The following is a 16,161-nucleotide window of genomic DNA, read 5'->3' as shown; positions in this document are numbered from 1 at the left end:
CTACAACGCCAAAATGATCCCCAGACCGATTGCCAAACATCCACCGATAACCGAACTGAGAACGTTCACCAAGTCATTACTCATCCATGCCCAGCCACGTGAACGGACCGTTGGATGTCCACAATGTTCGCTTACCTCAACCTCGCGCCCGCACACCGTGCAACGATACATATACTGAACCGTTGCTCCCAGATAAGAATCGGCAAAAGCTCCAGCCAGTCCGCCCACAAGACCGACACACGTCCAGCTGAGCAGACCGAGACCTCCGATCCCGGCAATCCAGGAAAATAAGAACGCACCCGCGCCTATCAAAGCTCCGCCTATTGCAGCAGCCAGTGTTCCAAGCAGAGAAACTCCTCCAGAAGTACCTGGAGTCAGTACCTTCCCCGTCACGACAGAGCGTGGCGGCTTGCGGCTGAGACTCCCCCATTCGGTCGCCCATGTATCTGATGTAACGGTAGCCATGACACCAATAAAAGCATACATCCAGGCGGGGTGTGGAAGAATCCAGTTCCCCAGAACAAGAAACATGCCGATTCCACCGTTAGCCATAACTTGTCCAGCATCACGATTGCCTGTCTTGGCATACGATTTCTCAAGCTCCTGCTTGCGATCCTTGCGAAATTTGGAGAACAGCGTTGAGGTAATGAAAAACAACAGCAGTGTTCCAAACCAGAACAGGTTGCCCGCTCCGTAATATATGGTTCCCATGAAGATCGCTGCCAGACAGCCAGACAGAGTTAACGACTTCTTCGCATAGGCAGCACCCGCCACAATAAAAGCGCATACGGCGCCAATCATCCAGTCCATAAGTTCTCCTCCATGTGGCAGTATAAATGGCCCACATGACGTTTTATTGTATTTTTGAATTTTAATTATACCACGGTTTGATCCCAATGCCGAAACCCCTGAATTCAGCAAACAAAAAACCTGATTCGGCAACGTGAAAAGCTGCCAAATCAAGTTTAAATTGAATCGTCAAATTAGGATTAATCAGGCACGCATTTTACTGCATGACCCCAGGTATTTATCATGGTTACTCTCCCGTTCAGACCCGTTTTGCACTACTAATTACAGCATAACGATGGAGAACTCTGCGACCAAACCAGTTAAACAACCGATCAGTGAGAAATCCCATAAAGCCCAGAGAAATCAGGCCGACAAAAATCCAATCCGTCCGAAAGAATAAGCGGGAATTCCAAATCAGATAACCTACCCCTTCATTCGAAGCAATCATCTCTGCACCGATAATGGCCATATAGGACGTACCCATTGCCAATCGCACACCTGTGAAAATATAAGGGGTCGTCGCCGGAACAATCACATGCAGCAAAATCTGCCATTCGTTTGCCCCCATACTGCGGGCCGAACGGATTTTGTCTTCTTCAATGGAGAGCACACCTGTTAGTGTGTTCAGCACAACAATGAAGAATGTTGCATACATGATGAGGGCAATCTTCGACTGTTCTCCAATGCCGAACCAGACCAGAAATAAAGTAATAAACGCAATCGGCGGGATAAAACGGATAAAATTAAGGAAAGGTTCAACGAACAACCGAATCAGATGCACCTTGCCGATGATGAGTCCTATCGGAATGGCGATTACGCTTCCGAGTACCCATCCCGCTAGCACACGAGTGAAGCTGATTCCAATATACTGCATCAGCGTACCGTCAGCAATCAATTCTCGAGCTCCCTGGACCGTATCCCAAGGACCTGGGATTACATCAGGTCCATAGAGAATGGCGCCGAGCTGCCAGATCAGAATAACCGTTACCCACAGCATCGGGATGGACACCCATTTTTTCTCCAACCATCGCATCTTGCAAATCACCTCAGTTATTCTTCAAAGTGGCTTTGAATTTGATTGTACAGGTTATTGAACTCCGATGAAGCAATATTCCTAGGGTAAGGCAGTGTATTATGGTACAGATCCGTTATATTGGAAGAAGGCCCTACCGACATAATCCCGATCCGCTCGCCCAGCAGCAATGCTTCCTGAATATCATGGGTGACAAAAATAACGGTCTTGTGGGTTTCCTGCCATATGTTCACCAGCTCTTTTTGCATCGTCCGCCTGGTCATGGCATCCAGCGCTCCGAATGGTTCATCCATTAGCAAAATAGCCGAATCATTCGCGAGTACCCGGGCCAATTGAACCCGCTGCTTCATACCACCCGACAATTCCTTCGGAAACTTGGCCTCATGACCACCCAGTCCAACAAGCTGGATATACCGGTCTGAAATCGTACGCCGCTGAGACTTCGGCATGTTGGACATCCTAAGCCCAAATTCAACATTCTCCCTGACGGTGAGCCACGGGAAGAGAGAAGAGTCTGCCTGCTGGAATACCATTGCCCGATCCTTGCCTGGCCTTTCAATCTCCTTGTTATCCACCTTAAGCTGTCCACCCGACTTGGAAATAAAACCTGCTATCATATTCAGAAGTGTGGATTTGCCGCAGCCGCTGGGACCAAGGAGAACAAAGAATTCTCCTCCCTTGATGACCAGATCGACATCCTTGATAATATAGTGCACATCCCCACGGCTTGGGGCATTGTACGTTTTTCGAAGCTGCTCAATACGAATGGTATGCTGATCTGCGGGTAAGGACATAAGAATACCTCCAATCCATTTGGAAAAATTATTGCGTATAAGTCACTTTATCAGGAAGCACCTGCTTAAGGGGTCCCAGATTGAGTTTGCTATCCAGATCAAAATCCTGTTCAATGATCCCGTTCTCTACCATATACTTCTTCTGCCCTGCCAAGCTGTCATAGGCTGCCTGAGTGAATCCGACCTCCCATGGATTGATGGGCAGATCCTTCAAAGTGGCCTCCTTGGGCTGCTTGGTTTCCTTATACATTAAGTCTGCAACTTCTTCGGGATGCGCCTGAGCATAAGCGGAAGCCTCATCCAGCCCTGCAAGGAACGCACTCACCGTTTCCGGGTTCGCCTGAATGAATTCATTGCTTGCAACAAGCCCCATACCAAGGCGTACAGGCGTCTGGGACATATCGGTTAACTGATGCACCCCTTCAAGCGTATCGAATTTATCGGTCAAAGCAGACCCGATCACCCAGGTGGCGTCCAGCTCCCCCTGTTTCAGTGCGATGTAGGACTCATCAAAAGCGCCCTGGCCAACCTGGGTCACATCACTCAGCACCAATCCCTGATCTTTCAGATATTCATCCCACAGATAGGGGATAAATGTGCCTCGGATGAAGCTCACTTTCTTGCCTTTCAAATCTGCTCCGCTCTGAATTTCGTTTTTGGCATACAGCTTCCAGGCAGCTGCTGCTTCATCTGTCGCTTGACCTGCGGATGCAATGACGGAATATTCTCCTTTGGCCAACGCGTTCAATACAGGAAAATCAGCCCCATAGGCAATATCCACCTGCTTGATAAATAACGCATTTACACCTTCAGCCGGTGAGCCGAACGTAACACTTTCTGCATCAATACCACGGCTTTCAAAAAAACCTTTGGCGATCGCGATCCTGAACATTGGGTTGGTACTTGTATCTGCAATCCGAATTTTTACGTTTTTGGCATCTTTGCCGGAGGCGCCTTTTGCTTCGGATACCGTTCCGTTTGAAGAGCAACCCGACAATATCAATATCATGGATAAGAGCGTTAATAATGCACCAGTTCGGATGGCTGGTTTTCTCACAATATGCACCCCATTCGTTCTATTCATTGTTCCTCGCTCTTAGCTGCCCTGCTTGCCTTCGTCTGACGTGGCAACACAGGCAGCACCTTCAACAAACGGCAGTGTTACCTCGACGGTCACAACGGATACAGAGCCTTTGGGAGCCGCTCCCGGCACCCTGTAGGTAGAGATATCAATGGCTTCAATGGCAACTTCCTGCGGTTTCTCCAGCTGCGGCACCCAGTGATAAGGCACGCGATACGAACGATAGACCATATTGGTATTCCGTCCGTCCTTATAAGGGGAGACATACTCCCAAACCAGCTCATGCTCCGATGTAACTTCGAACAATCTGCCGTTGGAGCCCTCGGTAATCAGCGTGTTTCCGTTAGGCAGGCGCTGGGCCGAACTGATGTATGGGCTGTAAAACTTATAGGAATCGGTGGGGACAGAGAAACCTGCTTCCGCCGATGTATACTGCCATACCATTTCCAAGGTCACCGGATTAATCTCAAGCACACGAGAGTGATCGCGCACCGCATGTTTCAATCCATAGGGAGAAGCGGGATTTGGAAGGCCGTAACCTGCCCAACCTCCATTGTCGAATACCAACAGATTCCCTTCTCCGGGCAAACCCTGAGGAATAATATGTGCATGGTGCTGCCCTATAATGGTCCCCATATGCTGCGTTTCAGGCAAAGAATAATCTGGCCCCAGTTTCCATACAATTTTACCGCTCTGTCTATCCGTTATTGCGATAATGTTCGCTTCTCTGGCATCCCAGATCACATTATCGGGATGGAACCGCTCATCTCCATTTTCATAGAAATGGTTTGGACCAACATAAGAAGCTGAATTAATATGTAGCCAATCGCCCACCCCACCACCAAGATGTCCAAATGAGCGCGTGTTCGGGTCACGGAACAGAACATTACGGGCTGCCTCATCGAATCCCAGTTCCTCAAAGTGCTCGTTCGGCAGCCATTCCCATAATACATTTCCCTCCCAGTCGACTTCTATAATCGCATCATCAAGCAAAGGCTTATCCGAAATGGACGGATTGCTCACATTTTTATGCGCGAGGATCAGAGTCTTCCCGCCCTGTGTCTTCGGTGCAAGCCCAGGAGCGTAATACCCGACCGGATTGCCCTCCCGCTGGAAATCATGGTGCTGGCGTGCGTACCACAGCGGATCATATCCCGGATCTTCAATGTGTTCGTAGCTGTTGTACTTCCATACAATATTGCCTTCCCAATCCACCTGAACCAGATCGACATTGTCCTGGATACCGAACTTCGGATCTCTTCGGCCCGTGCTGCCCAATACAAAGCCGCCAGGGAACACTTTGGCCGGAAAGCCCAGCAGCCCTTTCCACAGGTGAACCTCTTTGCCATTCATGTCGATCAGCACAACGCCTTCTTCGCCTGCCTGATAGACGGTATAACCGCCCCAAGCTTTATCCGGGTTATATAGGGTTGCCCCGGTAGGATATATCGTTGAGTGTCCCATTAATCATCTCTCCTTAAAGTGGTTTATGCTCACTATCAGATGAAGCGTTAATAACTGAGATAATTGCTCGTTCCGGTATTCTCCCTTTGCTTCTGTTCAAGGTCTCTTTTTGCGGAAGGATCGTGTTCCTGACTCCCGTTGTTCTCTGCCAATTCCAGCAGGGTATCCGAGAAGCCCTCCAGATTCGTTAATACCCGCACATAGAATTGGCTTTGCTGCTCCAGCTCCTCCGTCGTAAAACCCTCAAACAGAAGCGTGATACATCGGGCACCGATATTGCTGTTACGAGCATACATCTCCCGCCCACTGGCAGTAATGTCCAGCAAAACGGTCCGCCGATCATCTTCCTTGCGTCTGCGGATTGTAAGTCCCTTTTTCTCCAGCTTGTCGGTTAAGGCTGTGATGGCACCTGAAGTGAAATCCAGTTGTTCAGCCAAATCCCCCAAACGCTGTTCCCCTTCACGAATGATTTTGTGCAGAATGAGCATACCGGGCAGGCTTATGCCTTCCACGGATATTCGATCTCGTTCTTTTACAAATCGTCTGACCATTTTGCGAAATAACCAATCTGTCTTCTCCAGCGCTTCCCAGTCTCTATCGCTCATTCCTTCCTCCTTGTCGTCTGAAACGTCATAACCATACGAAAAAAAGGCTCCCGAGGACATTCCATAGTGGAGTAGTCCCGGGAGCCTTTGGTGGTCCAATCAGCTCGCTTCAGTTCAATTTATTTCACTGTTCATTTAATGAGTGTTAAAATAATTGAGTTCATCATATAACCTACTAACCCAACCTGTCAAGTATGAATTAAAATATTATTTTACCGCCCATGCCAGTGTGGTTTGGAATTACTTATCTGGTTTTAAGTTTCACTTCAGCTTTCCCGGTTACACTATTCTCAGAACGACATATGAAATGAGGATGCACAAATGAACATGAAACGCGTAATGATCGTAGGAACGATGATGGTCACCATGTCTTTCGCTGGGACAGCCTGGGGTAAATCGGCCATCTCTCCCATACCTCTGGCTAAATGGTCCATCGTTAATTTAGATACCAAGGACGGAAGTGGAGACGAATTATTAAGTGCTCTTAATCAAGCGTCAGAGGAAGATTTGGTTCAGGAGCTGTACGTCGGAAAATCATTGAGAATGATTGCGGAGGAGAATGGTGTGGATATCAATGAGGTCATCTCTCTACAGGTAAGGCAACTTAGAGAGCAATTGGACCAGCGTCTCGCAAGTGGAAGTATCAGCCCGGAGCAACACGCAGTACAGACCGCTGAACTGGAAGAGTTGGTAACGGAGAGCGCCAATGCAGCCTACACCTTGGTGTAAGTTGCACACAGCGGCATGTCATTTCGCTGCAAAGACGACATAGCAAAAAGGAGCGTACATACGCCCCTTCGCCGATTTTATATTTACTGTAAGTTGGTTGGATGTATAATGCTTATTGTGCTGCCCCAATGGTGCATTTACTTAGGGATTCGCCACCCCAAGCCAATTCGAGCACATCTCCTGCAGCTGTTGGTCCAACGCCTTCTGGTGTCCCTGTGAAGATAACATCTCCAGGGCCCAGACCGTAATGATCACCTACATAATCCACAATGTCCTGAAGGCTGAAGATCATGTTACGAATGTTCCCCCGTTGAACTTCGGCACCATTCTTGGTGAGTGTAAAGTCTTTCTCAAGAAGTGCCTTTACCCCCGGAAATGCCTGGAATGCAGTAACCGGAGCCGAGTTCTTGAACCCTTTGGCTGCTGTCCACGGATGGCCCTTTTTCTTGATGACCGTCTGTACATCACGTAATGTAAAATCAATGCCGAACGCATACGAACCAACCAATTCATCCACAGCCATACCCGGCTCATAACCTCGGCCGATTTGAACGACCAGTTCAGCCTCATAATGAACTTCGCCCTTTGTAGCAGGCAATTGAAGCATTTCACCGTTCAAAGGTACCACTGCATGAGAAGGCTTCATAAAGATCATCGGTTCATCCGGAATGGCGTTGCCCAATTCTTCTGCATGAAGTTTATAATTCCGTCCTACACAGTATACATTGCGAATGTTTGTCAGCATGGATTTTGCGACCACCTTTATCGAATTCATTAGCGTATATGAAGCATGTTCATCTTTTTATTATATAAGTACATATCATATTTCTGCTATGCAAAAAATTGGAGTTTAGGGCCTGAAAAATCGACTGCTCGTTTCCTGGAAAGCCTGCTCCCATACATCAGGCCGGTTTGTGCATAACATCAGCTCCGGGTCAATGGCCGCAAGCCGTTTCATAATGGTTTTGTCATCCACTGTCCAGGCCATGACCTGAATGCCTTCATTACGCATCTCGCGCATCAGCGATTTGTCCACATTGGTATACCCGATGGAGAGAAAACTGCATTTCATTTGTCGCAGTACTGCTGCCAGATCACCTGGCCGTGCATCAATGATCAGGCCCGTATTGAACTCCGGAGCCAGCTTCTTGACTTCCACCAGAGCCGCAGGTTCAAAGGAAGTAATCACCACGTCATGCTGCATATGTCTCTTCCTTACCTCATGAATGACCGCTGCCGGCAGACCAGGATACATGTCTCCTTGCGTTTTCAGTTCGATATTCAAACGCACTTTGCCACAGCAACGATCCAATACTTCACTAAGAGCGGGAACTCGCTCGCCTTTATAGGCTTTTCCTTTCCAAGAACCGGCATCCAGCTGCTGTATATCTGACCAGTCCGTCTCCCGAACGAATCCTTTTCCATTAGTAGTCCGATCAAAAGTAAAATCATGAATAACTACCGGAACACCATCACGTGATAACTGTACATCCAGCTCCATCCACTGAACTTCAGGCTGTTCCATAGCAAGCAAAAATGCAGCCATCGTATTTTCTGGTGCGATGGACGAAAATCCGCGGTGTGCTACACAAAGATTGTTCATTTCATCCCCTCCTAAATAAATAAATAAATAAAATGCATATTAACTTGCCGATGCGATTCCGTTCGCATCAAAACGAATACCTGGAGAGAGCTGCGTCATCTGCTCCAGCAGAAGTTTGTTGGCTTGATCTACCATGGGAATGGCCTGACCCAACCCTGCCTCATAAGGGATAACCTTCATGCTGCATTTGGCATCCTTACTACAGCTCGCCTGAAAGACCGCAGTTTTCCATGTTTCCTCTGTCGTTGATTTCGAGAAAATAAAGTTGCCTGTACTATATGCAATCCATTTGCCTTTGTAGTACTCTACCCCTTGCAAGACATGGGGATGCCCACCTATGACCAGATCGGCTCCAGCATCTACAAATTCGTGTGCCAGTCGGGTCTGGTCATTATTCGGTGTGCTGACCCGTTCCTCTCCCCAGTGTGCAACAACAATGACCAGATCTGCCTTTTGACGGGCTTCCTGAATTGCTTTTACCGCTCCAGTAGAATCGTAGGTCTCGGCAACACCTGCCCGATTCCCTTCCGCTTTCCAGCTTGTTTCAGGCACAACCCGACTGAATCCAAGCAGTGCTATCTTCATGCCTTTGCGTTCCAGATATGCAGGTGCATAGGCCTCCCCCCTATTCATACCCGCCCCTGCGTGCGCTATGCCATATTCCTCAAGATAAGTTAATGTATCGACCAAGCCTTCTACACCTTGATCTAGAATATGATTGTTGGCTAGATTCACAGCATCAAAACCCGCTGAAGCCATCGCTGCGAGCGCTTTGGGCGAAGATTTGTATACATAGGTTTTGTCTGTTGCACCAGTTCCACCTAGGGTTACGGGGGTTTCAAGGTTTCCAATGGTCAGATCGTCTCCCTTGAACAAGTTGCCAAGCTTAGCAAAGGGATAGTCATACCCATTCTTATCCAACAATTCGGCCACTTTGCCCGAAAATTGGATATCCCCAACAAAGTTAATGGTTACATCCTTTGCAGAATCCGATGGTTTCGATGGTTTCGTTGCCCCTGCTTCGGCACCGTCGTTTTCCTTTGTACTGGAGGAAGTCGCATTCTCTACCGGTTTTTTCGTTCCTGAATCCGTTTTCCCTGTAGTCTCAGAACCTGTTGCATCCGGTGTATTCACATCCGACTTATCATCGGAATTTCCGATTGGCTGTTCATTAGAACCGCTCGAATCTTCATCGGAAGTATGGTCTGGCTCCGAATTCGGGTCAGGGGAGTGAAGCTGGTCTCCGCCTTTGGAATCATCTTCATTCACGGGCTCTTGACTCACAACCGTTTCTTGGTTCGCCGGGTCCGTCTGCTGTTCCTGCATGCCTACTGCATAGTAGATACCGACGAGTCCAATGGCTGCCATCAATACCAGATTAATGATCCATATCCGGCGTTTGCGAATGCGTTTTTCTTTTTTCTTCTGCACACTTCGTTTTGATCTTGGGGGATACATAGGCAACTCCTCTTCTTCACGGCAATCCTCATCATATTATATATCAGGCATATTCTGGATTTCCATGATTCCTTTGAACTGCAAATATTGAAGAGTACGACTTCTTCCCAATTTTATGCTTTATGGTGAAAAAAAGGCCGTCTATCCTGTAGAAAAACTCTACGATCGAGACAGCCATGTACTTCATTATTGTGCAATAATCCGTTGTGTCGCTTGAACCGACATGTCCTTCGCCTGTCGAATACAGTCAGGCAACCCAACACCTTCATAACCAGCGCCAGCAATATATACACCCGGCAATTTGCTGCCCAGTTCCTCTCGGAGTGCTGCAATGTGCTGCAGATGACCTACCGGATATTGCGGCATCGATTTGCGAAGCCGGGTGATTTCCGAGAAGATCGGAACTGCCTCTACGCCCATCGTTTCACGCAAGTCCTTAAGCACCAGATCCGTCAGTACATCATCCGGGAGCTCCACATTTTGTTCGTCTCCCGAACGGCCAACATAGCAACGCAGCAGCACCTTGTCATCCGGGCTGGTATGCAGCCATTTGGTTGATGTCCAGGTACATGCCGTAATATTGCGACCTTCCTTGCGTGGAACGAGGAAACCTGATCCGTCAAATACGTGTTCGATATCCTTTTTCTCAAAAGCAAGCACCACATTCGCTACCGATACGTAATTGATTGCATCCAGAGCTGCTGTGTCCACATGGGGTTGCAGCAGTTCGGATGCAACATACGTAGGCACCGTAATGACAACATCATCCGCCTCAAGTTGCTCTCCGTTATTCAGTTGAATCCTGTATCTGGCCTGTTCTCCAGACAGAACCTCCAGCGATTGCACCGAAGTATTCAGTCGTTGATCCACATCCTGCAATTCATGAACAAGCGCGTGAACCAGGCTCTGCAATCCTTGACGGAAGTTCAGAAAAGCACTTCTCTTCGTTCCCGTATGGGTCTCTGCTGGTTTGCGGCCAGTCATCATTCCACGGATCAAACTGCCGTAATCCCGCTCCACTTCCCCGAATTGTGGAAAGGTTGCCTGAAGACTCAATCGGCGCATATCACCTGCATAGATACCCGCAAGCAACGGCTCAGTCAAGTTTTCCAGCACTTCCGCTCCAAGGCGGCGTTCAATCATGTAGCCGAGCGATTCATCCTCCGTTGTACGACGTGGAGGAATGACAAAATCCATTAATGCTCGCAGCTTGCCTGCCGGAGATACAAGGCCGCTTCTCAGAAACGGTCTCAACTCTGTCGGAATACCAAGAACGAGTCCTGCTGGCATGGGATGTAACTTGCCACGCTGCATGATGTATGTTTTTTTGGATTCGGGATTCTGACTGACCAGTTCATGATCCATTTCCAGCTCTTTAGCCAAGTCAATCATCGCCGTTTTGCGGGCAAGGAAAGAATCCGGTCCTTTCTCAATAACAAATCCATCCCGATGCAGCGTCTCAATCATGCCACCCATGGAAGAACTTTTCTCAACCAGGGTAATTACGGGTTCAATCCCTGCTTCCCGGTAGTGCTTCCGAATATAAAATGCCGCGCTCAGGCCGGTCAGACCTCCGCCGACAACAACGACACGACGTTTAGGGTCTTCCATTATACATCCGTTCCTTGCTGCCATTGGCCAATGATGACATCACTTAACGTTTCCATGTAAAGAGGATCGCTATTGAGAGAATCGATACGCATGAGGCGCATGTCGATCTCTTTGGCAATCGCTTTGGCTTCAATATCCAGATCATAGAGCACTTCCAGATGATCCGATACGAATCCAATCGGTGCCACAAGCACATCTTCCACCTGTTCACGAGCAAGATCCTGAAGCGTGTCCAGAATATCAGGACCCAGCCATGGCTCCGCTGTCCGCCCCGCACTTTGCCAAGTGAATTGCCAGTTCGTAATCCCTAGACGGGAAGCAATAACTTCCGACGTCTCCAGCAGTTGCTGCGGATATGGATCACCGATATCCACAATCCGCGCTGGCAGACTGTGTGCACTGAAAAGTACTCGTACATCCCCGCGTTTGGCTCCCGCTTCCTCGAACTCATCCAATTTGGCACTGACACGAGTGGATAAAGCCTGAATCAATTTTGGATGCAAATGGTAACTCTCAATGAAGGACATCTGAATACCCATTTCTTCCGCTTTCTCGCGAGCACGCTTGATGTAGCTGCCTACACTCATTGTGGAGAAATGCGGTGCAAGCACGATACCTATTGCGGTCTGAATTCCATCCTTCGCCATCTGTTCCACACCATCCTCAATGAACGGATACGCATGCTTCAGCCCTTGATAACAACGGAATTCAACCTCATTGGAACGTTCATCCCTGTTTAACGTCTCCTGAAGAGCCTTAACCTGATTATCCGTGTTTTCCCGTAGAGGGAATACCCCCCCAACAATCGCCTCATAACGGTCAGTCAGTTCTTTCAGTTGTTCCGGCTCAGGCGGACGGCCTCTCCGGATATGTGTGTAGTACGCTTCAATACTTTCCATGTTCTTAGGTGTGCCATACGACATCACCAGTACACCTACTGTATCAGTCATTAGTAACCGTCACCCCAGTCTTCAAAGCTTCAGCAGAATATTCATGAATATACGCCGTAAGTTCTCTCAATTTATCCAGGGACGCTTCAGGAAATAACCCATGCCCCAGATTAAAAATATAACCCGGCTCCTTGATGCCTTCGTCAATAATCACTTTGGCCTGCTGCTTGATCAGATCCATCGGCGCAGTCAGCACATATGGGTCCAGATTGCCTTGCACGGCAAATTTCCCACCCAATCGTCTGCGTCCCTCGGAGATCGACACTCTCCAATCGAGCCCAATCACATCAGCTTGAAGATCATGCAAGGTTGGCAGCAATTCACCGGAAGCCACACCCGGAAAATAAATTTTCGGTACATTCAAATCCGATAATTCGGTAAAGATACGAGTAATCGTCGGCAACACATACGTTCTAAAGTCGTCTGGCGATAGCGCACCTACCCAGCTGTCGAACAGTTGAAATGCCTTTCCGCCATTCGCAATGTGTGCACGGACATATGTAATCACCATATCGCCCAATTTCTGCATCAATCTATGCCACACTTCCGGCTCGCTGTACATCATCGTTTTGGTCCGTATGTACCCTTTGGATGGTCGGCCTTCTATCAAATAGCTGGCGATGGTGAAAGGAGCACCGGCAAACGTAATCAGCGGTACATCCAGTTCCTTGTCCAGAATTCGAATGGTCTCCAGAATGTGAGAAAGATCACCTTCAACATCAATCGGACGCAAACGATCCACATCGGCTGCTGTGCGAATTGGATTATCTATAACCGGTCCAATGTTTTTGACAATATCAAAATCAATACCGAGAGAAGCAACCGGATTCATAATATCGGAATACAAAATAGCCGCATCCACACCGAGTTTACGTACCGGCATGAGTGTAACTTCAGCTGCTAGCTCAGGTTGACGGCAAATTTCGAGCAAAGAATACTTTTCCTTAATCTTGCGATATTCGGGATCATAACGCCCAGCCTGACGCATGTACCACACGGGAACACGGTCCACCTGCTGTTTGAAGCTGGCTTGAATCAGACGATCATTATAGCTCATGTAAGAAGCCTCCAATAGTTTTTGGACTCATAATTAACATTATGCCCTTTTTGAAGAGCGGTAACAACCACGTGTCGTTCTGTTCCAATGACAATACTATGACATTCCTTACATCCCCTCATCCATATGCCAATTATGTTATAATGAAAGAATCGTGTTTTTTTCAAACGTTGCAGAAACGATCGGAAAGGAAGTGAAAGCACTTTGAAAACGTGGAAAGTAAACCTCATTGTGCTTTGGTTTGGACAATTTCTGGTCAACTCGGGCATGACCATGATTACCCCATTTTTGTCCCTTTATCTTGCCAAGGATCTGGGCGTGGTCGGTGAGCATGAGATTGGCATTTGGGCGGGATTTATATTTGCTGCCAACTTCCTCACCTCATTTTTGTTCCAGCCCTTGTGGGGCAAATTGTCTGACAAATACGGTCGAAAAATTATGTTGCTGCGTTCCGGATTCGGAATGGCGATTGTTATCGCCCTAATGGGTTTTGCACAGAGCCCATGGCAGCTTCTTTTATTACGCCTGCTCAACGGTACAATTTCGGGGTTCAACCCGGCAGCCGTAGCGTTAATATCAGGCACAACACCGAAAGATCGTATGGGGTTTGCCATGGGGATCAGCCAGTCCGGTCAGGTTGCAGGTACGATTCTGGGTCCATTGATTGGCGGCTTACTCGCTGATGCGGTCGGCTTCCGGCCTATCTTCTATATTACAGGCGGACTGATTTTCGCAGCTTCTATGCTCGCCATGTTCCTGGTTAGAGAGAAGTTTGACCGTAAGGAAGCAGCCAAACTGCCGGAACAATCCGTATTGTCCGGTCTGAAGGAGCTGAACAAGTCATCGCAATTGCCTGCGTTGTTCGCTGTAACATTCCTGCTGCAATTTGCCATGATCAGTCCGATGTCACTCTTGCCGCTGTATGTACAGAAATTACACGGTTCGGATGTCAATGTGGCCTTCTGGGCAGGGCTTGTCGGCGCTGTCACGGGACTATCCAACATGGCCATGTCCCCGATTCTCGGGAAGCTCAGTGACAGGATAGGTTCACACAAGGTACTAACGTTCTCTCTTATAGGAACAGGGCTCATGCTTATACCTCAAGCTTTCGTGCAGACAGTATGGCAGCTCATCATCGTCCGTTTCATGATGGGTGTGTTCATGGGAGGCCTGCTTCCGAGTGTCAACGCGCTCATTCGCTCCTATACGCCAGATAGCATGATTAGCCGGGCATTCAGCTTTAACACGAGCACACTCGCGCTCGGTAACATGCTTGGAGCCGTAATCGGCGGCTTTATGGCCGGGTTCATCGGCATCGAAGGACTGTTCATCGTCTCTGGTGGACTGCTGCTGCTCAACATGGTGTGGGTTAGGCTCAAACTGTACAAAAAGCCCCCTCTGCTCAGAGAATCCTGACGCTTCGGTTCAAATCATATTGTTTTTAGAAAAAAGCCGCTTCCAACGCCTATTAGGCATGGAAGCGGCTTTTGGCATTCATTTGTTCAAACCTCAACGTGAATTCATTGAGTCAGATGGCTTGTGAATTGAATCGGGTATTCTTTGACACCAAATACAAAGGCACTCTGAATGGGCTTCAAAATAGTTTCCGGCACAAGCTGAATGTCTTTCATTTGCCGAAGCATGGTCTGAAGTACAACCCTCGCCTCGAGCCGTGCAAGCGGCGCACCGAGACAAAAGTGAATTCCAAAACCAAAACCCATATGTCTGTTCGGCTTGCGGTCAGGCACAAACTTCTCAGCCTGATCGAATTGAGCGCTATCCCGGTTGGCCGATCCTACCCAGGAAATGACCTGTTCTCCCGCCTTGATCGTTTGTCCGTTCAATTCTACGTTTTCTTTGGCAATACGCCCAATAGCCACAATTGGCGGATAGTAACGCAACGTTTCCTCTACCACTGAGGGAATGAGTTCGGGGTGATCTCTCAGCTGCTGCTGAAGCTCGGGTTGCTCTGAGAGAACCCGGACGGCATTGGTAATCAGATTGGTAGTGGTTTCATTGCCGGCAGCAAGTAACAAGATGCAGAATCCGATCACTTCCTCTGCCGTTAGCTTCTCCCCTTCAATCTCTGCAGCAAGCAGCAAAGAGATCAGATCATCCTTGGGCCGCTGACATCTTTCTTCCATGATGGCCGTGAAGTAGCTCGCCAACTCCTGTTGATTCCGCTTCTTTTCTTCCATCAATTCCTGGAAGGCTTCATCACTGTCATCCCGCGCGCCTTTCACGAGTGCATCAGACCAGTCTTTAAATTTCTGGCGATCGGCAGCAGGGACTCCAATCAATTCGGCGATCACGATAACCGGAAGTGGTGTGGCGAGATCATCGATCAGCCGCATACAACCTTCTGGCAGATGTGGAGCCAGTAACTCATCGGCGATTTTCTGAATACGCGGAGCTAACGCTTCGATCGCTTTAGGCGTGAACGCCTGATTAACCAGATCCCGCAATTGCTTGTGCTTCGGCGGATCTGTAGTAAGCATGCTGGCGTTTGCGCGATCACGTTCGGAAGAGAACAGTTTTGGGTTTTTCAACACATATTGCACGTCTTCATAACGGAAAACATCCCAGCATTCTCGATGGTTGTCATAGCGGACTGGAGTGTTGTCACGAAGTTCAGCGTACACCGGGAAGGGAAATAATTGTTGCTCCACCACCTCCAGTTCCCGGATCGGAATGTAATTGGCATACTTTCTGGGTGCTCGGTTCATCGTTTCTCCTCCAATCATTAATATATATTTATTTACATATTGAAATCACCATATATTATAGACTCAACGCGATGAGCATACAAATTTTTGGCAATAATTGAGCCTCTTTTCCTAGAACGTATTACAAAAATAGTCAAAACTTGCTAACTTTTGCACCTCTATATCCGTTGTGACAAGATCAATTCTGCTATTGATGATCCTACAACACTTTTCCCCAAAATTGATCTATACTCTATCAGGACAAAAGACCCGTATGTTATG

Annotated in this window: 15 protein-coding genes; 2 read left to right on the top strand and 13 right to left on the bottom strand. The window is 48.2% G+C overall.

Annotation, left to right across the window (positions count from 1 at the left end; all coding sequences use genetic code 11):
• The 6 genes from JNUCC31_RS25870 to JNUCC31_RS25845 form a co-directional block, all read right to left on the bottom strand.
• On the bottom strand, nucleotides 1–810 hold the full coding sequence (locus tag JNUCC31_RS25870; protein ID WP_192265927.1) for a DUF92 domain-containing protein: 810 nt from the start codon (nucleotides 808–810) through the stop codon (nucleotides 1–3).
• Nucleotides 811–1,048: 238 nt separating this feature from the next.
• A complete protein-coding gene (locus JNUCC31_RS25865; protein WP_416234461.1) occupies nucleotides 1,049–1,786 on the bottom strand; it encodes an ABC transporter permease in 738 nt (245 codons plus the stop codon).
• 53 nt (nucleotides 1,787–1,839) lie between these two features.
• The gene (locus JNUCC31_RS25860; protein ID WP_192265925.1) at nucleotides 1,840–2,616 is read right to left on the bottom strand and encodes an ABC transporter ATP-binding protein; all 777 of its coding nucleotides are present in this window, start codon (nucleotides 2,614–2,616) and stop codon (nucleotides 1,840–1,842) included.
• A 28-nt stretch (nucleotides 2,617–2,644) separates the two neighbouring features.
• The gene (locus JNUCC31_RS25855) at nucleotides 2,645–3,700 is read right to left on the bottom strand and encodes an ABC transporter substrate-binding protein (protein ID WP_192265924.1); all 1,056 of its coding nucleotides are present in this window, start codon (nucleotides 3,698–3,700) and stop codon (nucleotides 2,645–2,647) included.
• Between the two features lie 12 nt (nucleotides 3,701–3,712).
• Nucleotides 3,713–5,161, bottom strand: a complete 1,449-nt coding sequence (locus tag JNUCC31_RS25850; RefSeq protein WP_192265923.1) for an aryl-sulfate sulfotransferase — start codon at nucleotides 5,159–5,161, stop codon at nucleotides 3,713–3,715.
• A 47-nt stretch (nucleotides 5,162–5,208) separates the two neighbouring features.
• A complete protein-coding gene (locus JNUCC31_RS25845; RefSeq protein WP_192265922.1) occupies nucleotides 5,209–5,766 on the bottom strand; it encodes a MarR family winged helix-turn-helix transcriptional regulator in 558 nt (185 codons plus the stop codon).
• A gap of 321 nt (nucleotides 5,767–6,087) precedes the next feature.
• On the opposite strand from JNUCC31_RS25845, the gene JNUCC31_RS25840 reads away from it, so the two are divergent.
• A complete protein-coding gene (locus JNUCC31_RS25840; RefSeq protein WP_192265921.1) occupies nucleotides 6,088–6,495 on the top strand; it encodes a hypothetical protein in 408 nt (135 codons plus the stop codon).
• A gap of 112 nt (nucleotides 6,496–6,607) precedes the next feature.
• Here the strand turns inward: JNUCC31_RS25840 and JNUCC31_RS25835 are convergent, their stop codons facing one another.
• The 6 genes from JNUCC31_RS25835 to hemE all read right to left on the bottom strand — a co-directional run bounded on the left by JNUCC31_RS25835 (nucleotide 6,608) and on the right by hemE (nucleotide 13,174).
• Nucleotides 6,608–7,240, bottom strand: coding sequence for a fumarylacetoacetate hydrolase family protein (locus tag JNUCC31_RS25835; RefSeq protein ID WP_192265919.1), 633 nt, complete (start codon nucleotides 7,238–7,240; stop codon nucleotides 6,608–6,610).
• A 105-nt stretch (nucleotides 7,241–7,345) separates the two neighbouring features.
• Nucleotides 7,346–8,098 carry a glycerophosphodiester phosphodiesterase gene (locus JNUCC31_RS25830; RefSeq protein ID WP_192265917.1) on the bottom strand — a complete coding sequence of 251 codons (753 nt, stop codon included), beginning with the start codon at nucleotides 8,096–8,098 and terminating at the stop codon, nucleotides 7,346–7,348.
• A gap of 39 nt (nucleotides 8,099–8,137) precedes the next feature.
• On the bottom strand, nucleotides 8,138–9,556 hold the full coding sequence (locus JNUCC31_RS25825; RefSeq protein WP_192265915.1) for a CapA family protein: 1,419 nt from the start codon (nucleotides 9,554–9,556) through the stop codon (nucleotides 8,138–8,140).
• Between the two features lie 186 nt (nucleotides 9,557–9,742).
• Nucleotides 9,743–11,167, bottom strand: a complete 1,425-nt coding sequence (hemY, locus tag JNUCC31_RS25820; protein WP_192265913.1) for a protoporphyrinogen oxidase — start codon at nucleotides 11,165–11,167, stop codon at nucleotides 9,743–9,745.
• Nucleotides 11,167–12,117 (bottom strand): ferrochelatase, encoded by a 951-nt coding sequence (gene hemH / locus JNUCC31_RS25815; protein ID WP_192265910.1) that lies wholly within the window; start codon nucleotides 12,115–12,117, stop codon nucleotides 11,167–11,169. The genes hemY and hemH overlap by 1 nt, the downstream gene beginning before the upstream one ends.
• A complete protein-coding gene (gene hemE, locus JNUCC31_RS25810) occupies nucleotides 12,110–13,174 on the bottom strand; it encodes a uroporphyrinogen decarboxylase (RefSeq protein WP_192265908.1) in 1,065 nt (354 codons plus the stop codon). The genes hemH and hemE overlap by 8 nt, the downstream gene beginning before the upstream one ends.
• 204 nt (nucleotides 13,175–13,378) lie before the next feature.
• Here hemE and JNUCC31_RS25805 point away from each other — a divergent pair, with 204 nt between their 5' ends.
• Nucleotides 13,379–14,590 carry an MFS transporter gene (locus JNUCC31_RS25805; protein ID WP_192265906.1) on the top strand — a complete coding sequence of 404 codons (1,212 nt, stop codon included), beginning with the start codon at nucleotides 13,379–13,381 and terminating at the stop codon, nucleotides 14,588–14,590.
• A gap of 104 nt (nucleotides 14,591–14,694) precedes the next feature.
• On the opposite strand, the gene JNUCC31_RS25800 is transcribed toward JNUCC31_RS25805, so the two are convergent.
• A complete protein-coding gene (locus tag JNUCC31_RS25800) occupies nucleotides 14,695–15,900 on the bottom strand; it encodes a cytochrome P450 (protein WP_192265904.1) in 1,206 nt (401 codons plus the stop codon).
• Between the last annotated feature and the right edge of the window lie 261 nt (nucleotides 15,901–16,161).

This window comes from Paenibacillus sp. JNUCC-31, assembly GCF_014844075.1.
Classification (GTDB): Bacteria; Bacillota; Bacilli; order Paenibacillales; family Paenibacillaceae; genus Paenibacillus.
The sequence above is the reverse complement of the archived record's forward strand: the minus strand, read 5'-3'. Positions and strand labels throughout refer to the sequence as shown.